Origin of the sequence: Mycolicibacterium monacense, from assembly GCF_010731575.1 — a bacterium.
Classification (GTDB): Bacteria; Actinomycetota; Actinomycetes; order Mycobacteriales; family Mycobacteriaceae; genus Mycobacterium; species Mycobacterium monacense.
Map to the genome: position 1 here is coordinate 3,456,800 of NZ_AP022617.1, position 21,832 is coordinate 3,478,631.

General features: G+C 68.6%; 24 protein-coding genes. 12 read left to right on the top strand and 12 right to left on the bottom strand.

Annotation, left to right across the window (positions count from 1 at the left end; genetic code table 11):
* The first annotated feature begins 88 nt into the window (after positions 1-88).
* Positions 89-778, top strand: a complete 690-nt coding sequence (locus tag G6N49_RS16595; RefSeq protein WP_064917545.1) for a GtrA family protein — start codon at positions 89-91, stop codon at positions 776-778.
* Here the strand turns inward: G6N49_RS16595 and G6N49_RS16600 are convergent.
* Positions 733-1,251 carry a PH domain-containing protein gene (locus G6N49_RS16600; RefSeq protein WP_064917546.1) on the bottom strand — a complete coding sequence of 173 codons (519 nt, stop codon included), beginning with the start codon at positions 1,249-1,251 and terminating at the stop codon, positions 733-735. The genes G6N49_RS16595 and G6N49_RS16600 overlap by 46 nt on opposite strands.
* A gap of 44 nt (positions 1,252-1,295) precedes the next feature.
* A complete protein-coding gene (locus tag G6N49_RS16605) occupies positions 1,296-2,786 on the bottom strand; it encodes a sugar transferase (RefSeq protein ID WP_064917547.1) in 1,491 nt (496 codons plus the stop codon).
* 508 nt (positions 2,787-3,294) lie between these two features.
* On the opposite strand from G6N49_RS16605, the gene G6N49_RS16610 reads away from it, so the two are divergent.
* From G6N49_RS16610 to G6N49_RS16635, 6 genes are all read left to right on the top strand, one after another.
* Positions 3,295-4,932 carry an acyl-CoA carboxylase subunit beta gene (locus tag G6N49_RS16610; RefSeq protein ID WP_083044687.1) on the top strand — a complete coding sequence of 546 codons (1,638 nt, stop codon included), beginning with the start codon at positions 3,295-3,297 and terminating at the stop codon, positions 4,930-4,932.
* Positions 4,933-4,956: 24 nt separating this feature from the next.
* Positions 4,957-5,235: an acyl-CoA carboxylase epsilon subunit gene (locus G6N49_RS16615; RefSeq protein ID WP_064872793.1), complete on the top strand. Its 279-nt coding sequence runs from the start codon at positions 4,957-4,959 to the stop codon at positions 5,233-5,235.
* Positions 5,232-5,864, top strand: a complete 633-nt coding sequence (locus G6N49_RS16620; protein ID WP_011558703.1) for a Maf family protein — start codon at positions 5,232-5,234, stop codon at positions 5,862-5,864. Before G6N49_RS16615 ends, G6N49_RS16620 begins: the two co-directional genes overlap by 4 nt.
* A gap of 43 nt (positions 5,865-5,907) precedes the next feature.
* Positions 5,908-6,804: a sulfurtransferase gene (locus G6N49_RS16625; protein WP_011558702.1), complete on the top strand. Its 897-nt coding sequence runs from the start codon at positions 5,908-5,910 to the stop codon at positions 6,802-6,804.
* Entirely contained in the window at positions 6,801-7,217 is a 417-nt protein-coding gene (locus G6N49_RS16630; protein ID WP_064872790.1) for a SufE family protein, read from the top strand. Before G6N49_RS16625 ends, G6N49_RS16630 begins: the two co-directional genes overlap by 4 nt.
* Positions 7,218-7,365: 148 nt before the next feature.
* Positions 7,366-9,174 (top strand): acetyl/propionyl/methylcrotonyl-CoA carboxylase subunit alpha, encoded by a 1,809-nt coding sequence (locus G6N49_RS16635; protein WP_011558700.1) that lies wholly within the window; start codon positions 7,366-7,368, stop codon positions 9,172-9,174.
* 824 nt (positions 9,175-9,998) lie between these two features.
* Here the strand turns inward: G6N49_RS16635 and G6N49_RS16645 are convergent.
* The 6 genes from G6N49_RS16645 to G6N49_RS16670 all read right to left on the bottom strand — a co-directional run bounded on the left by G6N49_RS16645 (position 9,999) and on the right by G6N49_RS16670 (position 16,287).
* Positions 9,999-11,006: a zinc-binding dehydrogenase gene (locus G6N49_RS16645; RefSeq protein WP_083044688.1), complete on the bottom strand. Its 1,008-nt coding sequence runs from the start codon at positions 11,004-11,006 to the stop codon at positions 9,999-10,001.
* Positions 10,982-12,583, bottom strand: coding sequence for a phosphonate ABC transporter, permease protein PhnE (gene phnE, locus G6N49_RS16650; RefSeq protein WP_064917550.1), 1,602 nt, complete (start codon positions 12,581-12,583; stop codon positions 10,982-10,984). The genes G6N49_RS16645 and phnE overlap by 25 nt, the downstream gene beginning before the upstream one ends.
* Positions 12,580-13,395: a phosphonate ABC transporter ATP-binding protein gene (gene phnC / locus G6N49_RS16655; protein WP_083044689.1), complete on the bottom strand. Its 816-nt coding sequence runs from the start codon at positions 13,393-13,395 to the stop codon at positions 12,580-12,582. Before phnC ends, phnE begins: the two co-directional genes overlap by 4 nt.
* Positions 13,396-13,398: 3 nt before the next feature.
* Positions 13,399-14,373: a phosphate/phosphite/phosphonate ABC transporter substrate-binding protein gene (locus G6N49_RS16660; protein WP_083044690.1), complete on the bottom strand. Its 975-nt coding sequence runs from the start codon at positions 14,371-14,373 to the stop codon at positions 13,399-13,401.
* A 31-nt stretch (positions 14,374-14,404) separates the two neighbouring features.
* Positions 14,405-15,076 carry a phosphonatase-like hydrolase gene (locus G6N49_RS16665; protein WP_011854983.1) on the bottom strand — a complete coding sequence of 224 codons (672 nt, stop codon included), beginning with the start codon at positions 15,074-15,076 and terminating at the stop codon, positions 14,405-14,407.
* A gap of 95 nt (positions 15,077-15,171) precedes the next feature.
* A complete protein-coding gene (locus G6N49_RS16670; protein WP_083044691.1) occupies positions 15,172-16,287 on the bottom strand; it encodes a TIGR03364 family FAD-dependent oxidoreductase in 1,116 nt (371 codons plus the stop codon).
* Between the two features lie 107 nt (positions 16,288-16,394).
* On the opposite strand from G6N49_RS16670, the gene G6N49_RS16675 reads away from it, so the two are divergent.
* Positions 16,395-16,925, top strand: a complete 531-nt coding sequence (locus G6N49_RS16675) for an HD domain-containing protein (protein ID WP_011854981.1) — start codon at positions 16,395-16,397, stop codon at positions 16,923-16,925.
* On the top strand, positions 16,922-17,635 hold the full coding sequence (locus G6N49_RS16680) for a GntR family transcriptional regulator (protein ID WP_064917553.1): 714 nt from the start codon (positions 16,922-16,924) through the stop codon (positions 17,633-17,635). The genes G6N49_RS16675 and G6N49_RS16680 overlap by 4 nt, the downstream gene beginning before the upstream one ends.
* A 3-nt stretch (positions 17,636-17,638) precedes the next feature.
* On the opposite strand, the gene G6N49_RS16685 is transcribed toward G6N49_RS16680, so the two are convergent.
* Positions 17,639-18,463: an alpha/beta fold hydrolase gene (locus G6N49_RS16685; protein WP_011854979.1), complete on the bottom strand. Its 825-nt coding sequence runs from the start codon at positions 18,461-18,463 to the stop codon at positions 17,639-17,641.
* Between the two features lie 130 nt (positions 18,464-18,593).
* Between G6N49_RS16685 and G6N49_RS16690 the strand changes: the two genes are divergently transcribed.
* Both G6N49_RS16690 and G6N49_RS16695 read left to right on the top strand, forming a co-directional pair.
* Complete coding sequence (locus G6N49_RS16690; RefSeq protein WP_011854978.1) at positions 18,594-18,917, top strand: hypothetical protein; 324 nt, start codon at positions 18,594-18,596, stop codon at positions 18,915-18,917.
* A 160-nt stretch (positions 18,918-19,077) separates the two neighbouring features.
* Positions 19,078-19,407 (top strand): PASTA domain-containing protein, encoded by a 330-nt coding sequence (locus G6N49_RS16695; protein WP_011854977.1) that lies wholly within the window; start codon positions 19,078-19,080, stop codon positions 19,405-19,407.
* A 27-nt stretch (positions 19,408-19,434) separates the two neighbouring features.
* On the opposite strand, the gene G6N49_RS16700 is transcribed toward G6N49_RS16695, so the two are convergent.
* On the bottom strand, positions 19,435-19,980 hold the full coding sequence (locus tag G6N49_RS16700; protein ID WP_011854976.1) for a nucleotidyltransferase family protein: 546 nt from the start codon (positions 19,978-19,980) through the stop codon (positions 19,435-19,437).
* A 231-nt stretch (positions 19,981-20,211) separates the two neighbouring features.
* Between G6N49_RS16700 and G6N49_RS16705 the strand changes: the two genes are divergently transcribed.
* Complete coding sequence (locus tag G6N49_RS16705) at positions 20,212-20,637, top strand: STAS domain-containing protein (RefSeq protein ID WP_011854975.1); 426 nt, start codon at positions 20,212-20,214, stop codon at positions 20,635-20,637.
* On the opposite strand, the gene G6N49_RS16710 is transcribed toward G6N49_RS16705, so the two are convergent.
* Positions 20,608-21,399, bottom strand: a complete 792-nt coding sequence (locus G6N49_RS16710) for an RNA polymerase sigma factor SigF (protein WP_011558692.1) — start codon at positions 21,397-21,399, stop codon at positions 20,608-20,610. The genes G6N49_RS16705 and G6N49_RS16710 overlap by 30 nt on opposite strands.
* Positions 21,396-21,830 (bottom strand): ATP-binding protein, encoded by a 435-nt coding sequence (locus G6N49_RS16715; protein ID WP_041924990.1) that lies wholly within the window; start codon positions 21,828-21,830, stop codon positions 21,396-21,398. The genes G6N49_RS16710 and G6N49_RS16715 overlap by 4 nt, the downstream gene beginning before the upstream one ends.
* Positions 21,831-21,832: the final 2 nt, after the last annotated feature.

Here is a 21,832-nt window from a genome sequence, read left to right on the forward strand (position 1 = left end):
GCCCGGGTGGGGTGCATTGACCAGGAACGAAGCAGCGATACGGCGGCGATACGACAGGGGCCCCCTCGGTTCCGTAGACTTCTTCCTTGTGTCTTTCGCCGATGCGACGATCAAGCGACTGCCGGGGCCCATCCGGCCGTACGCCGAGCAGCACCATGAGCTGATCAAGTTCGCCATCGTCGGCGCGACCACGTTCGTCATCGACTCGGCCATCTTCTTCACGCTCAAGCTGACGATTCTCGAGCCCAAGCCGGTGACGGCGAAGATCATCGCCGGCATCGTCGCGGTGATCGCCTCCTACATCCTCAATCGGGAGTGGAGCTTCCGCGACCGCGGTGGACGTGAGCGACATCACGAGGCGCTGTTGTTCTTCGGGTTCAGCGGTGTCGGCGTCCTGCTGAGCATGCTTCCGCTGTACTTCTCGAGCTACGTGCTGGGACTGCGCGTCCCCGAGGTGTCGCTGACGATCGAGAACATCGCCGACTTCGTCTCCGCCTACATCCTGGGCAATCTCCTGCAGATGGCCTTCCGGTTCTGGGCGTTCCGGCGGTGGGTGTTCCCCGAGGAGTTCGGCCGCAACCCGGACAAGGCGCTGGAGTCCACCCTCACCATCGGGGGGATCGCCGAGGCGATGGAGGATGCCGCCGCGCACCACACCGCCCCGCACGGCGATGCGCCCGGGGAGGGCACGGTCACCCCGTTACGGCGGTCCCGCCGGCGGTCCGGCCTCGATCAGCTCGGCGACTCTTCGGACCCCAGGGTGTCGAAGACCTCGTGATAGAGCAGCGAGTGGACCTGTTCCACGCGGGGGATGTCGTGGAACTCGAGTGGGTCCTGCGCCGCTGACTCGATGACGAGCGTGCCAGTGCGCAGGATCCGATCCAGCAGGCCGTGCCGGAACTCGACACTGTTGATCCGTGCCAGCGGGATGTCGATCCCCGCGCGGGTGACCAGACCGTGGCGGAACATCACCCGCCGGTCGGTGATGACGAAGTGCGTCGTCCACCAGTTGAGGAACGGCCACACCGTCAGCCAGCCGACGAGCACCAGCCAGATGCCGCCGATGACGAGGAAGATGACGTTCTTGGCGGTGGCGTCCCACGCGAGTGTGTTGACGTATCCGGCCACGAAGGCGGCCGCCGCGCTGGTGAACAGCAGCACGAGCACCGCGCCGATCAACCGCTTCCAATGCGGATGCCTGTGCAGGACCACCTGCTCGTCTCTGGCCAGCACGTTGTCGGGGTATCCCACGGCAGCACTTTACTCAGCCGCGCGTGCGCCCCGCCGGTTTCGGCTCAGTACGCGCCGGAATGTCGCAGCATCGCCTTGACGGTCTTGAAGGCGATCTGGAGGTCGGAGATCATCGACCAGTTCTCGACGTAGAACAGGTCGAGCCGGACCGAATCCTCCCACGACAGGTCGGAGCGGCCGCTGACCTGCCACAGCCCGGTGATACCCGGCCGGACCAGCAGGCGGCGCTTGACGTGGTCGTCGTAGGTCTTGACCTCGCCGGCCAGCGGCGGCCGGGGCCCGACGACGCTCATATCGCGTTTGAGGACGTTGATGAACTGCGGCAGCTCGTCGATGCTGTACTTACGCAGCACCCGGCCGAGCGGGGTGACCCGGGGATCTTCGCGGATCTTGAACAGGACCCCGCCGTCGCTTTCGTTGAGAGCGGCGAGCTCGGGCAGCATCCGGTCGGCGCCCTCGACCATGGTGCGGAACTTGATCATCTCGAACGCCCGACCGTCGAGGCCGATGCGCTCGGAGCGGTAGAAGACCGGACCCCGGCTCGTCAGCTTGACCGCGATCGCGACGGCGATCAGGATCGGCGCGCCGAGCAGCAGGACGGTGCTGGCGAACACCATGTCGAAGAGCCGCTTCTGGAACCGCTTGGCCCCGTTGTACTGCGGTTTCTCCACGTGGATCAGCGGAAGCCCGGCGACCGGACGCATGGTCAGGCGCGGCCCGGCGACGTCGACGACACCCGGGGCGACGAGCAGGTCGATGTCGAGCTTCTCGAGCTCCCAGGACAGATCGCGCATACCGCGTCCGTCGAGCCGCTCGGTGGCGGTCACGGCCACGGCATGGCTCTTTGTCGCGGTCACCGCTCCGACGACGTTGGTCTCGTCACCGAAGGTGGGGATGGAGCCGACACCGGGCACCTCGAGCTCGGACTTGGCGAATCCGCTGGGGACGCAGGCGCCGACCACCAGGTATTCCGACTTCGTCTCGCGGGCAAGAGATTTGGTGAGGTCCCGGATGGCGTGCGGGTTGCCGACCACGAGCAGTCGGGTGATGCACCGACCGTACTTCTCCCGCACCGAGGCGACGACGCGGCGCGCGATCCACCGGAAGAGGATCAGCGCTACCAGGCCGATCGGCAGGGCGATCATCAGGTAACCGCGGGCGATGTTCAGCTTGAACAGCATCGAGACGATGGCCACCCCGCCGAAGACCGCCAGTGTGGCCAGCCACACCCGCCGGTACTCCTCGGCGCCCGAACCGATCACGCGAGGCGAACGGGCCCGGTTGATCGACATTGCCAGCATCCACGCGACGGCGATGATGACCGACAGGATCGAGTAGGCGAAGTTCGGGTAGGTGTTGGTCTCGCCGGGCAGGCTGCCGAAACGGAGCCACTGAGCTGCGCCGACGGCGAGAACGACGGCAACGAAGTCCAAGACGACCAGTCTGCGCGCATAGCCGCGCTGCCAGAGCGGCACCCTCCCCGGCTCGGCCGCCACCTTTGCTGTCAGATCGACATCGTCATTCACCGCGGTCATGCGGTCCCCCCCAGTGTTCAATTACTCCCGCCCGACTTTAACCGACCTCACACGATCATCTCAAGATGATCACGAAACCGCTCGGCGGTCGGGCAATCAATTTGTAAATTCATGTTTCTTGTTCGGCGGACGGCATCCACCAGCGCCCCGATCGCCGCAAAAGGTGTCGCTACGCTGCGACATTTCCGATCGCATGCCCACCTAGGTTGACTTACGTTGGCGTCAATGACACAATTCGACGCGCACGTCAGGCGCCTGTTCGCCAAATCTGCGTGTCATGTATTTCCCGTACCCGCGAGCGCTCGCGAATATGCGTCCAAGTTACGGCCGATTCTGCACGTTCCCGTTACCGGTGGTACGCGCCCGCCGTTGCTCGCCCCCTGCGGATCAGTTTGCTGGCCTCCAGCGGCGCCTCGACCGACCGTGCGGAAGGGCCGACACGCGGCGAGATCCCATTTCTAAGGGGATCGTGAAAGTGCCGGAAACAGGTCGCATAGCATCAACGCCCATGACGAGCGTGACTGATCCTTCCGCGCCCTCCGGCGCCCATGAGATCGACATTCACACCACCGCGGGCAAGCTGGCCGATCTGCGCAAGCGCACCGACGAGGCACAGCATCCGGTCGGTGAGGCCGCCGTCGAGAAGGTGCACGCCAAGGGCAAGCTGACCGCCCGCGAGCGCATCCTCGCGCTGCTCGACGAGGACTCCTTCGTCGAACTCGACGCGCTGGCCAAGCACCGCAGCACCAACTTCGGTCTGCAGGCCAACCGGCCGCCGGGCGACGGCGTGGTGACCGGGTACGGCACCATCGACGGCCGCGAGGTCTGCATCTTCAGCCAGGACGCCACCGTGTTCGGCGGCAGCCTCGGCGAGGTCTACGGCGAGAAGATCGTCAAGGTGCAGGAGCTGGCCATCAAGACGGGCCGCCCCCTGATCGGCATCAACGACGGCGCCGGCGCACGCATCCAGGAGGGCGTGGTCTCGCTCGGCCTCTACAGCCGCATCTTCCACAACAACATCAAAGCCTCGGGCGTCATCCCGCAGATCTCGCTGATCATGGGCGCGGCCGCCGGCGGCCACGTCTACTCCCCCGCGCTCACCGACTTCGTGATCATGGTCGACAAGACCAGCCAGATGTTCATCACCGGCCCCGACGTCATCAAGACGGTCACCGGTGAAGAGGTGACCATGGAGGAGCTCGGCGGCGGCCACACCCACATGGCGAAGTCCGGCCTGGCCCACTACGTCGCCTCCGGCGAGCAGGACGCGTTCGACTACGTCCGCGATCTGCTGTCCTACCTGCCGCCCAACAACTACGCCGATCCGCCGCGCTACCCGTCGCCGCAGCCCGCCGGCCCGATCGAGGAGACCCTCACCGATGAGGACCTCGAGCTGGACACGCTGATCCCGGACTCGCCGAACCAGCCGTACGACATGCACGAGGTGATCACCCGCATCCTCGACGACGACGAGTTCCTGGAGACCCAGGAGGGCTACGCGAGCAACATCATCGTCGGCTTCGGGCGCATCGACGGCCGCCCGGTGGGCATCGTCGCCAACCAGCCGACCCAGTTCGCCGGCTGCCTCGACATCAACGCCTCGGAGAAGGCCGCGCGCTTCGTGCGGACCTGCGACTGCTTCAACATCCCGATCGTCATGCTCGTCGACGTCCCGGGGTTCCTGCCCGGCACCGAGCAGGAGTACAACGGCATCATCCGCCGCGGCGCCAAGCTGCTGTACGCCTACGGTGAGGCCACGGTCGCCAAGATCACCGTCATCACCCGCAAGGCCTACGGCGGCGCCTACTGCGTCATGGGCTCCAAGGACATGGGCTGCGACGTCAACGTCGCGTGGCCGACGGCACAGATCGCGGTCATGGGCGCCTCGGGTGCGGTCGGCTTCGTCTACCGCCAGCAGCTCAAAGAGGCGGCCAAGGAAGGCCAGGACGTCGACGCGTTGCGTCTCGAACTGCAGCAGGAGTACGAGGACACCCTGGTCAACCCGTACATCGCGGCCGAGCGCGGTTACGTCGACGCGGTCATCCCGCCGTCGCACACCCGCGGTTACATCGGCACCGCACTGCGACTGCTGGAGCGCAAGATCGCCCAGACGCCGCCCAAGAAGCACGGCAACATCCCGCTCTGAGTCGCCGGCAGAGGAGTAACGCACATGTCGCAGGACACCGACATCACCGAGGTCAGCGATCACCGTCAGCTGACCATCGACCTACCTCCCGCCCCTGACCCGCACATCCACGTGCTCAAGGGACAGCCGTCCGACGAGGAGATCGCCGCGCTTGCCGCGGTGCTCGCCGGCGCCGGCGGTGGCCACACCGAACCGGGGCCGCAGGAGTTCAACCCGTGGGGCCACCCGGCGGACAAGCTGCGTTACGACGTGACCAGCTGGCAGAGGGTGACGCTGCTGGAACGCACCCACATGCGCAGGTGACCACCAGGGTCGTCCTGGGATCCGCCTCGTCTGGTCGGCTGAAAGTGTTGCGCCAGGCCGGAATCGAACCACTCGTCGTCGTCTCCGGGGTCGACGAGGATGCGATCGTCGCGGCCCTGGGTGCGGCGGCACCGCCGGATCAGGTGGTGTGCGCGCTGGCCGCGGCCAAGGCCGCGAGCGTCGTGGAGTCCCTACCGACCGAGGTCGCGACCGACTGCGTGGTCATCGGCTGCGACTCGATGCTCCAGCTGGACGGCCGCCTGACCGGTAAGCCGGGAACGCCGGCGGCCGCGCGCGCACAGTGGCAGCAGATGGCGGGCCGCAGCGGCGAACTCTATACCGGCCACTGCCTGGTCCGGGTCCGCGACGGTGTCGCCGGGCGACGCGAGGTCGAGGCGGCCGCCACCACCGTCCGGTTCGGCACCCCGCCGCCGGCCGACCTGGCCGCCTACGTCGACAGCGGTGAACCCCTCGGTGTGGCAGGCGCTTTCACGCTCGACGGCCTCGGCGGCTGGTTCCTCGACGGCGTGGACGGCGACCCCTCCAACGTCATCGGGCTGAGCCTTCCGCTCGTGCGCCGCATGCTGGACCGGCTCGACCTGTCGGTCCCGGCGCTCTGGACGCGCTGACCAGGGACCCGCCGAACCCGCGTCCGGCGGTAGGCTCGTTTCCGTGCCGCTGCCACCTGATCCCAGCCCGAAACTCGCCGACTACGCCCATCCGGAACGCCTCGTCACCAGCGACTGGCTGGCCGGCAATCTCGGCCGCCCCGGCCTGGCCATCGTCGAGTCCGACGAGGACGTCCTGCTCTACGACACCGGCCACATCCCCGGCGCGGTGAAGATCGACTGGCATGTCGACCTCAACGATCCGAACGTCCGCGACTACATCAACGGTGAGCAGTTCGCCGCGTTGATGGACCGCAAGGGCATCAGCCGCGACGACACCGTGGTGATCTACGGCGACAAGAGCAACTGGTGGGCGGCCTACGCGTTGTGGGTCTTCACGTTGTTCGGGCATCCCGACGTCCGCCTGCTCGACGGCGGCCGCGATCTGTGGATCTCCGACGGCCGCGACACCACCCTCGACGTACCGTCCAGGCAGACCAGCGGCTACCCCGTCGTCGAACGCGACGACGCCCCGATCCGCGCCTTCCGCGAGGACGTCCTGGGGATCCTGGGCAAGCAGCCGCTGATCGACGTCCGCTCGCCCGCCGAGTACACCGGTGAACGCACCCACATGCCCGACTATCCGGAGGAGGGGGCGTTGCGCGGCGGGCACATCCCGACCGCGCGGTCGATCCCGTGGAGCAAGGCGGCCCGGGACAACGGTCAGTTCCGCACCCGCGCCGAACTCGAGGAGCTCTACGGCTTCCTCGAGCCCGACGACGAAACCGTCGTCTACTGCCGGATCGGGGAACGCTCCAGCCACACCTGGTTCGTCCTGACCCACCTGCTCGGGCTGCCGGGTGTGCGCAACTACGACGGCTCGTGGACCGAATGGGGCAACGCGGTGCGTGTCCCGGTCGCGGTCGGCCCCGATCCGGGCGAGGCACCCGCGTCGTCATGACCATGCCGACCCCTCTCGCCGAGGTCGTCTCCGAGTTCCAGGAGGTGCAGGGACAGGACAAGCTCCGGCTGCTCCTCGAGTTCGCCGACGACCTGCCCGCGCTGCCCTCCGAGCTCGAGGAGGCGGCGATGGAACCGGTGCCCGAATGCCAGTCGCCGTTGTTCCTGCATGTCGACGCGGGCGATCGCGACCGGGTGCGGCTGTACTTCAGCGCGCCGGCCGAAGCGCCGACCACGCGCGGTTTCGCGGCGATCCTGGCGACCGGGCTGGACGAGCAGGCGGCGGAGGACATCCTCGGCGTGCCCGACGACTTCTACACCGAGTTGGGGCTGGCGGCGCTGATCAGCCCGCTGCGGCTGCGGGGGATGTCGGCGATGCTGACGCGGATCAAACGCCGGTTGCGGGACGGCTGACCAATCCCGAACGGGCCCAACGCGCAACTTACTTACGAGTAACCGATACCGGTTACCGACCGCCTCAGGGGCGACGCTTAAACTCCCCCATTAGTTTCTCAAGACGTTCTTAAGTGAGTGCCCGAAAGGCATATCAGCAGGAGGCGAAGTGGCCAGTCACGCCAGCTCGAAGATCTCCAAGGTGCTTGTCGCCAACCGAGGAGAGATTGCCGTCCGGGTCATCCGCGCGGCCAAGGACGCCGGGCTGCAGAGTGTGGCCGTCTATGCCGAACCCGACGCCGACGCCCCGCACGTGCGGCTCGCGGACGAGGCCTTCGCGCTGGGTGGTCAGACCTCGGCCGAGTCGTACCTCGTGTTCGAGAAGCTGCTCGACGCGGCGGAGAAGTCCGGCGCCAACGCGATCCACCCGGGATACGGCTTCCTGAGCGAGAACGCCGACTTCGCGCAGGCCGTCATCGACGCCGGGCTGATCTGGATCGGCCCGAGCCCGCAGTCGATCCGCGACCTCGGCGACAAGGTGACCGCCCGTCACATCGCCGCGCGCGCACAGGCGCCCCTGGTCCCCGGCACGCCGGACCCGGTCAAGGATGCCGACGAGGTGGTCGCGTTCGCCGAGGAGTACGGCGTCCCGGTCGCGATCAAGGCCGCCTTCGGCGGCGGCGGTCGCGGTATGAAGGTGGCGCGCACCATCCAGGAGATTCCCGAGCTGTTCGATTCGGCCACCCGTGAGGCCGTGGCCGCGTTCGGCCGCGGTGAGTGCTTCGTCGAGCGCTACCTCGACAAGCCGCGCCACGTCGAGGCGCAGGTGATCGCCGATCAGCACGGCAACGTCGTCGTCGCGGGCACCCGCGACTGCTCGCTGCAGCGCCGCTTCCAGAAGCTGGTGGAGGAGGCCCCCGCGCCGTTCCTGACCGACGCGCAGCGCAAGGAGATCCACGAGTCGGCCAAGCGGATCTGCAAGGAGGCCGGCTACTACGGTGCGGGCACCGTGGAGTACCTGGTGGGCCAGGACGGCCTGATCTCGTTCCTCGAGGTGAACACCCGCCTGCAGGTGGAGCATCCGGTGACCGAGGAGACCTCGGGCATCGACCTGGTCCGCCAGCAGTTCCGGATCGCCAACGGTGAGCCCCTCGACATCACCGAGGACCCGACACCGCGCGGACACTCGATCGAGTTCCGCATCAACGGTGAGGACGCCGGGCGCGGCTTCCTGCCCGCCCCGGGCCCCGTCACCACGTTCGAACCGCCCACCGGTCCCGGCGTCCGCCTGGACTCCGGGGTGGAGTCCGGATCGGTGATCGGCGGTCAGTTCGACTCGATGCTGGCCAAGCTGATCGTCACCGGCGCCACCCGCGAGGAGGCGCTGGAGCGCTCGCGGCGTGCACTGGCCGAGTTCAAGGTCGAAGGGCTCGCCACGGTCATCCCGTTCCACCGCGCGGTGGTCAGCGATCCCGCCTTCATCGGCGACGAGAACGGCTTCACGGTGCACACCCGGTGGATCGAAACCGAGTGGGACAACACCATCGAACCGTTCACCGGTGGCGACCCGATCGACGAAGAGGACACTGCACCGCGCCAGACCGTGGTCGTTGAGGTCGGCGGCCGGCGCCTCGAGGTCTCGCTGCCGGGCGATCTGGTCCTCGGCAATGGTGGCGGCGCCGCCCCTGCGGGCGTGATCCGCAAGAAGCCGAAGCCGCGTAAGCGCGGTGCGCACGGCGGTGCGGCGACGTCCGGCGACTCGGTGACCGCGCCCATGCAGGGCACCGTCGTCAAGGTCGCCGTCGAAGAGGGCCAGCAGGTGTCCGCCGGCGACCTGGTCGTGGTCCTCGAGGCCATGAAGATGGAGAACCCGGTGACCGCCCACAAGGACGGCACCATCACCGGACTCGCGGTCGAGGCGGGCGCCGCTGTCACACAGGGCACCGTGCTGGCCGAGATCAAGAGCGACGGCGAGTAACCCTTCCGCTTCACCCCCGGCGCAGTCGGTTCGGCCCAGGTCGAGCGACTGCGCCGGGTTTTTTTGTGCCGCCCGGCGCGCCCCGACGGCGGTCCGGTGCGGGCGATGAAGCGTGCCGAGATGTCGCCGCCAGGGCCGCTTGGACTACTGGATTTTGCTGCGATCCGGCCTTCCTTTGGGTCAGACCCGGCTCGCGAGCGCACACTTCACCGAGATATTGAGTCTCCATTGCGCAATGTGCTCTTTACACAGGCAAAGGTAAGTCGGACTATGGAACCGTTCTGCTCGACCGAGGCGGTTTCTCGTTGCCATGTTGCCCCACCCGCGTGGAGACGCGATCACGACCGACCGGCGACACCACGCCCCGCGACCGTACGGGCAACCGGGTGTCGGTAGGGATGACCATGTAGACGGCGTATTTTGACTGGTCGACCGCGACTGCGGCGAATCCGGCCGCTACGACGGCCGCAATCGATAGCCAGGACACCGCAGCTGTCCGCGACGCCACGTTCTTTTGCCGACCACCCCTTTACGGAATGAGGAAATGTCGCCTCAGCGAATATCCCCACCTCTGGAGAATATTTGCCTCACCGTCATTCTCGTGTCCTAAGTTAACAATGGATCTTTCCAATTGCCTCTAAGGTTGTCCTCAGGTACAGTTTGCTGTGTGCCCGAACGGGCCAGGCAGGGACATGGTCATTGACGGCGGCGTCCCGTCGTCAGGCACCAGGTGACGAGGCGGGTAAGGGACAAGTCGCCTCACCATCCGAGGGGGAGCGGTCCCGCTTCTTCGGTGCGAAACCGGAGGAGCGGGGCGCCGCCCGTCACGGCGCCACCGCGGCGCGGAGCGCGCCGGTCGGCGGGGACGCCAGTACCGAAGCGACGTCGGCGAGACCGACCGGATCGGACACCACTGCGGCCCACGGGTACGCATCCCGGGTGCGGTTCAGGAAGGCGACCGCCTGCCCGAGGTGGCGCGGCTCGTAGTTGTGCACGCCGCAGATCGTCCACCAGTTGCGCACCACCCGCTCGGGGTCGAGCGACACCGGACGGCCGGGCATGACCGAGCCGGCCAGGACCAACACTCCCCCGATGTCCAGACGTGCGATCGCAGCCTCGACCGCGTCCGCGGCGCCGGTGAAGTCGACGGCGACGTCCACCGGTCCGCCCGTGTCCGCAGCGGCGCCGAACTGCGCGGCCAGCCGCAGCCGCTCCGCGACGATGTCGAGCACGCGCACGTGCGCCCCCGCGTGCGCGCACGCCGCCGCGGCGGTGACCCCGAGCATGCCCGCACCGCAGATCAGGACGCGCCGCCCGGTCAGCACACCGGCGGCCTCCAGCGCGGCCATCACCGTGGCCGTCGCGCAGGCCGCGGGCGCGGCCACCCGGTCGTCCAGCCCGGCAGGCACCCGCACGACCGTGACGCCGTCGGGCAGGGCGATGTACTCGGCGTAGGTGCCCGACAGCGGCCAGTCCCCCTCGACCGGTTCGTGGCCCACCTTGCGCACCACCGCGCATTTCGCGGTGCGGCCCGCCCGGCATCGGGGACACTGCCCGCACGCGGCGGTCACCGACCAGACCACGCGCTCACCGACGGCCAGACCGCGCCGCGGATCGGGCACCACGACATCGCCGACAGCCTCGTGGCCGAGCACGCTCGGACACGGGCTGTGCCGCCGCCCCGCGACGGTGTGCAGATCGCTGCCGCAGACGGTGGCCAGCCTGATCCGCACGATCAGCGCGTCGTCGTGTGGCACCGCCACCTCGCGGACCTCGACGCCCTGCCCGGTCCACACCGCGGCCCGGCTCACACCAGGCGCGACCGGATCCACCCCGACAACCTCTCGATGGCGTACACCACGACGAAGATCACCAGCACGATCGCGCCGGCCACGTCGAAGTTGAGCGTGCGGATCGACTCGAACAGCAGATATCCGATACCGCCCGCTCCCACGATGCCGAGAATCGTCGAGGTGCGGACGTTGACGTCCAGCATGTAGAGGCTCGACCCCACCAGGGCGGGCATCGACTGGGGGATCACGGCGGCGAACAGGGTCTTCCACCACCCGCCGCCCACCGAGCGCACCGCCTCCATCGGCCCCGGATCGATCTCCTCGACCGCGTCGGCCACCAGTTTGGCCAGGAAACCCACGGACCCGACCGCCAATGCGCACGTCCCGGCGACCGGGCCGAGTCCGAGCGCGGCGACGAACACCACCGCGAGGATCAGTTCGGGGACCGAACGGACCAGCAGGATCCACCCCCGGGCGGCCCAGTGACACCACGGGTGCGGGGTGACGTTGCGCGCCGCCAGGAGTCCCACCGGGATCGACAGCACGACCCCGATCGCGGTCGACACCACGCCGATCGCGACGGTCTGCACCGCCGCGTCGACCAGGCCGGCGCCCATCGCGCCGAAGTTCGGCGGGAACATCCGCCCGAACACCTCGATGGACGGGCCGACCCAGGTCACCAGAGCCCACGGGCTGATCCGCAGTTCGATCAGCGCGGCGATGCCGGTCGCGATCACCGCACCGGCCAGCAGGATCCGGGCGGCGCGGTCCCGTCGGGGGCGCGACATCGACGGGTCGAGCAGCACCCGACGCACTCCGATCGAGACCACCTCCATCGCGGCGATGATGACGAGGATGACCAGGACGATGCCGAGCGCACGGGGATAGACCAGCCCGCGCAACGCGTCCTGCAGAGCGAAGCCGATACCGCCCGCCCCGACGAAGCCGAGGACCACCGAGATCCGCAGATTGATGTCGATCCGGTAGACGAAAGTGCCGATCCACGACGGAACAACCTGCGGCAGAACGGCATTGATCATTTCACGGAAGTAGCCGACGCCCGTGCTGCGGACCGCTTCGCGCGGACCCGCATCGCTCTGCTCGATCGCGTCGGCGAACAGTTTGCCGAGCATCCCGATCGAGTGCAGGGCCAGCGCCAGGATGCCGGGAAGGACTCCGATACCCAGTGCCCGCACGAACAGCACGGCGAACAGCAGGTCGGGCATCGCGCGGCAGAAGGTGATGACAGCGCGTGCGACGGCGTGGACCGCGGGGTGCGGCGTGGTGTTGCGGGCGGCCATGAACGCCAGCGGTACCGACGCGACAGCGGCCAGGATCGTGCCGAGCACCGCCATCAGCAGCGTCTCGACCGCCAGCCCGCCGATCCGGCCGGGATCGTCGAGGCGGGGCGGCAGCATGCGTTCCACGAGCGCCGCGACCTCGTCGAATCCGTCGATCAGCGCGGCCGGTGCGAAGTCGATGTACCAGGCGGCGGCGAGCGTCGCGATCAGCGCGCCGACCGCGATCAGTTGCCCGGGAAGGGCCCCCGTCGCCGAGCCGGATCCTGGCCGCGGCGGTCCTGCGCCGCGCGGTGGCGCCGACAGTGGGGTGTTCACGTCGGCCGGGCGGCCTGTTCGGCGGCCGCCGCATCGACCCGACGGTAGATGCCCAGCACGTCCTCGCGGTTCATCCCCACGGCCGGCCGGTCGAGCACCTTGCGCCCGTTGCGCAGACCGACCAGTCGATGAGCCCACCCGAGCGCGAGGTCCACCTGATGCAGGGTGCACACAACGGTGAGCTTCTCCTCGATGCAGACCCGGAACAGCATGTCCATGACCACCCCGGCGTTCTCCGGGTCGAGCGAGGCGACCGGTTCGTCGGCGAGCAGCAGCGCGGGCCGCTGCATCAGGGTCCGGGCGATGGCCACACGCTGCTGCTGACCGCCAGAGAGGGTGTCGGCCCGCCGGCCGGCGAAGTCGGCCAGGCCGACCCGGTCGAGGTGACCGAGCGCCGCCTCCCGCATCTCGCGCGGGTAGGTCAGGGCCCCGTAGCGCGGTAGGCGCAGTGCGCCGAGGCCGCCGATGAGGACGTTCTCCAGACAGCTCAGCCGGCCGACGAGGTTGAACTGCTGGAAGACGAACCCCACCCGGCGGCGCAACCCGCGCAGTTCCGCCCTGGTTGCCGTGTCGACCCGGGTGCCGCCGACCTCGATCCGCCCCGAGGTGACCGGATGCAGGCCGTTGAGGCAGCGCAGCAGCGTCGACTTACCGGAGCCGGAAAGCCCCAGCAGCACCAGCATCTCGCTTCGGTGGACGTCGAGCGTGACATCGTCGAGGGCGAGCGTGTCGCCGAACCGCTTGGTGACGTTGCGGACGGCGACCACGACGTCATCGCCGGCGATCGAGTGGTCGGGGTCGGGGCTGCCCATGGGTCAGGCCTTGCACTTCTCGGATCCCGTGACCTCGCAGACCTTGCGCACCCCGTCGTAGGCGGAGTCGTCGACCGCGACCACCCCCCATGCGCGCTCGTCGGTGATCAGGCAGTGGTCGCCCTCGCAGAAGCCCTCGGCCGCCATCACCTTGCCGTTGGCCTTCTCGGTGAAGATCGCCCTGAGCTTGTCGATGGCCTCGGCGCCCAGCGCGTCGTTGGCCGCGAACACCGATCCGGCGATCATCTCCGACTTCCACACGGTCTTCAGGTCGCCGGGTGCGAGATCGCCCTTCTGGACCATGGTTTCGTCGACCATGCTGTCGAAGGCGAAGCCCGCGTCGCAGTCACCGTTCTTGATCGACAGCGCCGAGGCGTCGTGACCGCCGGCGTAGATCGGCGTCATCGCCGCGGAGATGTCGGCCTCCGAACCGGATTGGATCACCCCGGCCTCGATCAGGCCCGCACTCGGATAGAGGAATCCGGAGGTCGATCCGGGATCGACGAAACACACCTTCTTACCGGCGAAGTCGGCGAGGCTGTTGACCGACGCATTGTCGGAGCGGGCCAGACCGTAGGACTGGTAGCCGGGCTCGGCGCCCTCCTCCTCGACGACGGCGCCGAGCGGTGTGATCTCGGCGCCGTTGAGGCCGGCGACCACGTAGGCGAAGGGTCCGAAGAACGCGAGATCGACGTTGTCGGCGATCATCCCCTCGACCACGCCGGCGTAGTCGGAGGCCTGGACGAACTCGATCGTCGATCCGGTCTCCTTCTCCAGCAGCTTGATCAGCGGGTCGTAGCTGGCGCGCATGTCGGCCGAGTTCTCCGCGGGCACGGCGGCGAGGGTGATGGTGGCCGGAAAGCCGGAGTCACCGGACGCCTCGGAACCGTCCGAGCCCGAACACCCGGACAGGGCCAGGGCCGCCGCGGCGACGGCGGCGACGGCGGCGGCGGCGAGGGATGCGTATCGATTGATCATGTCGGACAGTCCTTTTCGAATGATGTGGTGGTCAGGCGGAGAGCAGGAGCTCGGGGAGGCGGGCGACGGAGTCCAGCACGTGGGTCGCCCCGGCGGCGCGCAGCGCCCGTTCGTCGTGCGCACCGGTCAGCACACCGGCGACGGTGACGGCCCCGGCCCGCAGCCCGCAGGTGACGTCGCTCGCCGTGTCACCCACGACGGCGACGCTGCGCACGTCGTCGACACCGGCGCGCATGAGCGCGGTCAGCACGAGGTCGGGGTGCGGACGGCCGCGCACACCCGGTCCGGGGGCCAGCACCAGGTCGGCGAGCCCGTCCCAGCCGAGCGTGTCGAGGATGCGCTGCTGGGTGGCCGGGCTGAACCCGGTGGTCAACGCCACCTGGACGCCGGATGCGCGCAGTTGCGAGATCGCCTCCGCCGCACCGGGGACGGGTTGGACACCGCCGTCGATGTAGTGGTCGTAGGCCTTCTCGAAGGCGGTGTTGGCCGCCTGCGCGCGGTCATCGCTGCCGAACAGCGCGCGGAAGACCTCGATCTTGGATTGGCCCATGGTGTCGACCACGTACCGGCGTGCCCGGTCGCGTTCGGCGCCGTCCTCGGGCACGCCGACGGCGGTCGCCGCTTCGTCGAAGGCACGGATCACCAGTCCGTCGTCGCGGACCGTCGTGCCTGCCATGTCGAGTACGGCGAGTTCTGTGCGCATGCCGATCACCTTCCGATGTGGTCTGGGCCAAAGAGTTCCGACGAGTGGAACCGCAGGTGAACAGCTGCCGACAAACTGGTCTATACCAATCGCGGTCACAGGCCGAGGAGGTTGGCGGTCTGTTCGGCCAGCGCGGGTCCCAGCGTCATCCCGCGACCGCCGGGACCGGTGATCACGTGGACACCCTCGCCCGGCGACCGGCGGCACACAAGCTCGTGCGGGTCGACGCACTGGCTGTAGACACCCGCCCAGCGCCGCTCGACCGCGGGCAGCGCACGGCCCAGCAGCTCCTCGACGAGTCCGGTGAGGTAGGCGTACGGGTCCTCGGAGACGTCGAAGGTGAACGGTTCGCGGTACTCGTGGGTGTCGCCGATGGTGAGTCCGCCGTCCAACCGCTGCACGCACAACAGCTGCATGTGGTGCTGTTCGGCGACCACGTCCTGCGGTTGGCCGCGTACGAGGTCGTCGGCCGCCGCACCCGTGAAACCCGGGTAGTAGCGCATGCTGTCACCGTCCGCGACAGCCGTGGGGAGGGTCTCGCCCAGCGGCGCCGTCTGCATCATCTGCAGCCGCACCCGGCGCACCGGCAGGTCGCCCGCCAGCTCGCGCACCAGTCCCCCGTGGGCCGCACCCGCGCACACGATGACGAGGTCTCCGACGTGGCGCCGGCCGTGGTCGTCGCGCACCGTCTGCCCGGCCACCTCGCGCGCTTCGGTCGAGGACAGGAAGGTGTACCGCCCGGTGGCGGCGAGATACTCTCGCATCGCCGGGAGCGCGCGGCGAGACTCCACAGCGGCGTCCCTCGAACAGAGCAGTGCGGCAACGAATTTCCCGCGGAGCGCGGGGTTCAATGCGCGAGCCTGTTCGGGTTCGACGAGGGTGAACCCGCGGACGGCGGCGTCGGGCCGGGCGGCGACCTCCTCGGCCACCGCGACCTCGGCCGGTGTGCGCAGCACGGTGAGCGACCCGGTGGCACGGAAGCCGATTCCGGGTACGGCAGCGCCGAGTTCCTCCCACAGTTCCCGCGCGCGCAGTGCGGCGTCGAGTTCCCCAGTGGCCCGCCCGGATACCCACACGAGGCCGAAGTTGCGCACGGTGGCGCCCCGTGCCTCCGGCTCACGCTCGAGGTGGACGACCTGATGGCCGCGCCGCACCGCTTCGATGGCGTGAGTGGTACCGAGGATTCCGCCGCCGACGATGATGACCCGCATGGGCGCACCCTCCCGCCGTCCGGCGACGGGGCGCCGACGCCGAGGTGGTCGCCAGGCGAACGCCACGTGAACCATTGGTATAGACCAATCGCTGTTAGGCTGGGCCCGTGACGATCCGCGAGCAGACGGTCACCCTTCTCGGCTCATTGCGCGGGGTGTGGGACGAGGTGGCCGTCGACGAACTCGACCATGCCCTGCAGTCGGCGGCTCGCGCCCTCGAGGACGGCGCGGACGACGAACTCGTGCTCGCCGCGGCCCTGCACGACATCGGCCACAGTCCGCTGTTGGCCGGTGGTTCCGCGGCGCACGACCGCATCGCCCTGGAGTGGCTGACTCCACGGTTCGGCGCCCGTGTGGGGTGGCTGGCCGGCGCCCACGTCGCGGCCAAACGCCATCTCGCCGCGACCGAACCGGGTTACGCCGCTGCGCTGAGCGACGTCTCGATCACCTCGCTGCACCGGCAGGGCGGCGCCGCGGTCGACCCCGAACTGGTCGCCCACCCGTGGTGGCACGACGCGCTCCGCCTGCGGCGTTACGACGACGCCGCCAAGGACCCTGCAGCACAAGGTGCCGACATCGAGACGGTCGTGACCGTGGCCGAACGTGTCGCAGCGGGGCAGAATGAGCGTTCGTCGTGACCACCGACGCGATCCGCGTGTCGAAGACCCACCTCATCCGCACCGAACTCGACAGTCTGCTGGCCGGATCGGCCGTCGGCGATCCGGTGCCGGCAGAGCGCGAACTGGCGGTCCGCTTCGGGGTGGCGCGGGAAACGGTGCGCCAGGCCCTGCACGAGTTACTGGTGGAGGGCCGCATCGAACGCCGGGGCCGCGGCACGGTGGTCTCGAAACCCAAGCTCGTCCAACCGCTTTCGCTGAAGTCGTACACCGAGGGTGCGGTGGAGATGGGCCGCACACCCGGCCGCGTGCTGGTCTCGTGGGTCGACGTCCGCGCCGACGGTGCGATGGCGACCGCACTCGGGGTGCGGCGCGGCGCGAAGGTGATGCACCTCGAGCGGGTGCTGCTGGCCGACGGCGAGCGGATCGGCCTGGAGAGCACCTACCTCACCGTGCGCCGGTTCGGTTGGCTGCGTGAGTCGTTCGATCCGACCACCTCGCTGTACGCGGCGATCCGCGCGTCGGGGGTCGAGTTCGGCGCGGCGCTCGAGCGGGTCGAGACCGCCCTGCCCTCCCCGCGCGAGGCGGCGCTTCTCGGCACCACCACCGCGATGCCGGTGCTGATGCTCAACCGGCGCACGGTCGACGACGCCGACCACCCGATCGAATTGGTCCGGGCGCTGTACCGCGGCGACCGGGTGGCCTTCGAGGCATTCCTCGTCGATCGGTGAGGGTCAGGACCGGATGAACTCCAGCAGATCGGCGTTGATCGTGTCGGCCTGCGTGGTGGGCATCCCGTGCGGGAAGCCGGCGTAGGTCTTGAGCGTGCCGTTTCGCAGCAGCTTCGCCGACAGCGGCCCGGAGTCCTCGTACGGCACGATCTGGTCGTCGTCACCGTGCATCACCAGCACCGGGATGCTGATCGTCTTGAGGTCCTCGGTGAAGTCGGTCTGCGAGAACGCGACGATCCCGTCGTAGTGGGCCTTGGCGCCGCCCATCATCCCCTGGCGCCACCAGTTCTGGATGATCGCCTCCGACGGCTCCACGCCCTGGCGGTTGAACCCGTAGAAGGGTCCCGACGGCAGTGCCCGGTAGAACTCCGAACGGTTCGCCGCCAGCTGCGCCTGCAGATCGTCGAACACGGATTTGGGCAGACCACCGGGATTGTTCTCGGTCTGGACCATGATCGGCGGGACGGCGCTGATCAGCACGGCCTTGGCCGCCCGGCTCTCACCGTGGCGCGCGAGGTAGTGCGCGACCTCCCCGCCGCCGGTGGAGTGGCCGACGTGGACGGCGTCGTGCAGATCGAGGTGTGCGACCACGGCCGCGAGATCGTCGGCGTAGTGGTCCATGTCGTGGCCGTCGGCCGTCTGGGTGGAGCGGCCGTGTCCCCGGCGGTCGTGCGCGATCACCCGATAGCCGTGCCCGACGAAGAACAGCATCTGGGTGTCCCAGTCGTCGGCGGACAGCGGCCAGCCGTGGCTGAACACGATCGGCTGCCCCGAACCCCAGTCCTTGTAGAAGATCTCGACGTCGTCGTCGGTGGTGATGGTGGGCATTGCTCTTCTCCTTGTCCATGGACGGCCCTGCCGTCGGCATCGGCGGCAGCACCGCCGAGGGGAATTTAATTCCTGGCGGCCCGCACCGCTCGATAAAGTGCACGCGACGACAACCGGGGAAGGCGAGGACATGGAACCGGTGGAGATCAACGCGGGTGCGTGGTATCTGCGGGCGCTGCGCGCCGATGCGTTGATGGACGACCGTCCGGCACTGGCCGACCTCGGTGAGACCGATCCCGGTCACGTCCACCTCGCCGCCGCCGAGTGGACCGCGGACATCCGGTACCGGTGGGCGGTGTGTGAACCCACCACCGGGGAGTTGTTGGCCGAGGTCGCGCTCCGGCCGGCGACCGGAGACGTCTGCGCGCGGGCCCGCGCGGGCCACGACGCGGCCGCCGACGCCGCGACGGAGGCCGTTCGCCGGTTCGCCAGCGCACTCGATCTCGGGAGTTGACGGCGCGAGCCGCGGAGGAAACCGCCGGCACAGTGTTTGCTGAGCGACTCCCTGTGTCCGCCGGCCTTATCTTGGTAACGGTTTGATAGCTTTCGGACTGCCGCGCCCGAGCAACCATGAGCTCGGTTAGGGTGAACCCTGACCGAGGGAGTGTTCACGTATGAAACGTCAGATCGGCGCTGTCGCCGGTGTTGTGTCGATGGCCGCCGCTGGTGCGATCACCCTGGCCGCCCCGTCCGCGGCCGCACCGCCGTGGGCGATGCCCGATGTCCGTGGGATGAACCTGCAGCAGGCCACCGACACGATCAAGGGCGTCACCGACGAGAAGGATCTGAAGGTCAACTCGATCAACCTCACGGGCGCACCCCAGAAGCAGATCAACCTCACCAACTGGATCGTGTGCTCGCAGTCGCCTCGTGCCGGTGGATCGATCGGGGCCAAGACCAGCATCGTGGTCGGCGTCCGGCGGCCCAACTCCAGCTGCCGCTGAGCGGCGCTCAGCAAACACCGGTGAGCGTCACCGCTCGTCCACGTCGGCACCGGTGGCGAGGTCCCCGCACTCCACGGCAACCACGTCGTCGCGTTGCCGGAGGAACCACCGGGCACCGTCGTCGCCGGTGAGGGACTCGAGCAGCGCCGGCCAGTGCCGCCGCGCCACCACCACCGGGTGACCGGGGCGGCCGTGGTAGACAGCCCTCGCGACACCACCGTCGGCGGTGCGCGCCGCCTCGATGACCCGGCTGACCACCTCAGCCCCCACGTCCGGGGTGTCCACGGTGTGCAGGGCGACGGCCTCGGCGGCGCCGGCCGCGCTGACACCCGTCCGGACCGACGCGCTCAGGCCGTCACTCCAGTCCTGGGCGACCACCGCCCGCGCCGGCGGCGGCACGGCGACGACCGCCGCACCGAGCACCACAACGACGTCGCCACAGCCGCCCCGGATCAGTGCATCGACCGCGAGTCGAAGCCACTCCCCTTGATGGGCAAGGACTTTGGGCATTCCGAACCGCGTGCCCGCGCCGGCGGCGAGTAGCACCCCGGTGACCGATCCGAATTCCGACATACGAACAGTCTCACCCGCGGTGTGAAGCGTTCATTAAGAAATGCGGCACTATCTGTCTAAAGCACGACTACCGGCGTATGTTCGAAACAGGTTGAGTTCACAGCCGGATGCAAACGTCATCGACGTAGGAGCCGGGCCGGACTCGAGCCCGGGCCCCGAAGGTTTTGAGTCAGCAGGGCCGTTCTCCCTGACGTGAGCCACAGTACGAATACTCGACTGATGGAGTCACAGATGTCGTCGTCAATCATCCAGCCGGTCCCGTCCACGGAACCGACGATCTGCCACACCGCCCGCTTCGAGGCCTCCGCGCCGCTGCCGTCCACCACGGTCGTCACCGTGACTGGGGAGCTCGACGCTGCCAACGCCCGGGACTTCGCCGACTTCGCGCTGCTGCACGCCGGTGGCGCGTTGATAGTCGACCTCGCTGGTGTCGAATTCTTCGGTACCGCAGGGTTTTCCGCGCTGCACACCCTGAACGTCCGCTGTGCGGGGGCCGACATCAACTGGATCCTGGTGCCCAGCGCGGCGGTCAGCCGGCTGCTGCGGATCTGCGATCCGGACGCCACCCTGCCGTGGTCGGAAAGCGTCGAGACGGCGCTCACCGCGCTGCAGGGTGAACCGCGCCCGCTACTGCAACTGGTCGCGGAGCCGCGTTAGCGATTTGGCCAGCAGCCTGGACACGTGCATCTGCGAGATGCCGACCCGTTCGGCGATCTGGGTCTGGGTGAGGTTCTCGAAGAACCGCAGCAGCAGGACCATGCGCTCGCGCTCCGGAAGCGCGGCCAGCAGCGGTCGCAGTGCCTCGCGGTTCTCGATCTGATCGAGACCCAGGTCCACATCGCCGAGGGTGTCGGCGATCGCGGGCGCATCCTCGTTACCGCTGTTGCCGCCGCTGTCGATCGACAGGGTGTTGTAGGAACTGCCTGCGACCAGGCCCTCGACCACCTCGTCGCGGTCCATGCCGAGTTCCTCGGCGAGCTCGCTGGCCGTCGGCGCGCGGCCGAGGCGCTGGGACAGTTCGGCGGTCGCCGACCCGAGGCGCAGGTGCAGTTCCTTGAGCCGGCGGGGCACCTTGACCGACCAGCTGTTGTCCCGGAAGTGCCGCCGGACCTCACCCATGATGGTGGGCACCGCGAACGACACGAAATCCGATCCGGCGTCGACGTCGAAGCGGATCACCGCGTTGACCAGGCCGACCCGGGCGACCTGGACGAGGTCGTCGCGCGGCTCGCCGCGGCCGTCGAAGCGACGGGCGATGTGATCGGCAAGCGGGAGGCAGCGTTCGACGATCCGGTCGCGCTGACGCTGGAACTGAGGTGTGCTCGGGGTGAGCCCCTGAAGTTCCCGGAACATGGGGGCCACGTCCGAGTACTCAGAGTTCTGTCGTGGCGACGAACCCTGTGCCGACGATGGCGTCACCGCAGCGAACTCGCTCGTCTCGTCGTCATCGAGATGCCGAATACCTGACCGTCTCCGGGAGCCTGACCGTTGGAGAAGGTACGCACCTCATCGGTCAGCGAGCTCAGTACGTGCCAGCTGAAGCTGCCCGGAGCCAGGATGTCGGTGTTCTGACAGGTCGTCGAGGCGTCGACGACGACCTCGGAGTCGTTGGGGTGCACCACGACGACGAGAGTGGAGTGCGGCACCGCCGAGCGGATCAGCCGGGTGCAGGCCTCGTCGACGGCGAGGCGCAGATCCGAGACCGCGTCGAAATCGAGGTCTTCGAAGGTACCCACCGCTGCGACGAGGGTGCGCAGCACCGCAAGGTTCTCCAGCGTCGCCGCAACACGCAGCTCCACCGAACGGTCGGCATTGGCCTGCCCGTTGCGCTGATTCTCGACCTCGGCCATCT

Excerpts from the sequence above, each read along its gene's own strand:
- G6N49_RS16605 (WP_064917547.1), bottom strand. The coding sequence starts at position 2,786 with ATGACCGCGGTGAATGACGATGTCGATCTGACAGCAAAGGTGGCGGCC.
- G6N49_RS16610 (WP_083044687.1), top strand. The coding sequence starts at position 3,295 with ATGACGAGCGTGACTGATCCTTCCGCGCCCTCCGGCGCCCATGAGATC.
- G6N49_RS16615 (WP_064872793.1), top strand. The coding sequence starts at position 4,957 with ATGTCGCAGGACACCGACATCACCGAGGTCAGCGATCACCGTCAGCTG.
- G6N49_RS16630 (WP_064872790.1), top strand. The coding sequence starts at position 6,801 with ATGACCATGCCGACCCCTCTCGCCGAGGTCGTCTCCGAGTTCCAGGAG.
- phnC (WP_083044689.1), bottom strand. The coding sequence starts at position 13,395 with ATGGGCAGCCCCGACCCCGACCACTCGATCGCCGGCGATGACGTCGTG.
- G6N49_RS16660 (WP_083044690.1), bottom strand. The coding sequence starts at position 14,373 with ATGATCAATCGATACGCATCCCTCGCCGCCGCCGCCGTCGCCGCCGTC.
- G6N49_RS16665 (WP_011854983.1), bottom strand. The coding sequence starts at position 15,076 with ATGCGCACAGAACTCGCCGTACTCGACATGGCAGGCACGACGGTCCGC.
- G6N49_RS16670 (WP_083044691.1), bottom strand. The coding sequence starts at position 16,287 with ATGCGGGTCATCATCGTCGGCGGCGGAATCCTCGGTACCACTCACGCC.
- G6N49_RS16685 (WP_011854979.1), bottom strand. The coding sequence starts at position 18,463 with ATGCCCACCATCACCACCGACGACGACGTCGAGATCTTCTACAAGGAC.
- G6N49_RS16690 (WP_011854978.1), top strand. The coding sequence starts at position 18,594 with ATGGAACCGGTGGAGATCAACGCGGGTGCGTGGTATCTGCGGGCGCTG.
- G6N49_RS16695 (WP_011854977.1), top strand. The coding sequence starts at position 19,078 with ATGAAACGTCAGATCGGCGCTGTCGCCGGTGTTGTGTCGATGGCCGCC.
- G6N49_RS16700 (WP_011854976.1), bottom strand. The coding sequence starts at position 19,980 with ATGTCGGAATTCGGATCGGTCACCGGGGTGCTACTCGCCGCCGGCGCG.
- G6N49_RS16705 (WP_011854975.1), top strand. The coding sequence starts at position 20,212 with ATGTCGTCGTCAATCATCCAGCCGGTCCCGTCCACGGAACCGACGATC.
- G6N49_RS16715 (WP_041924990.1), bottom strand. The coding sequence starts at position 21,830 with ATGGCCGAGGTCGAGAATCAGCGCAACGGGCAGGCCAATGCCGACCGT.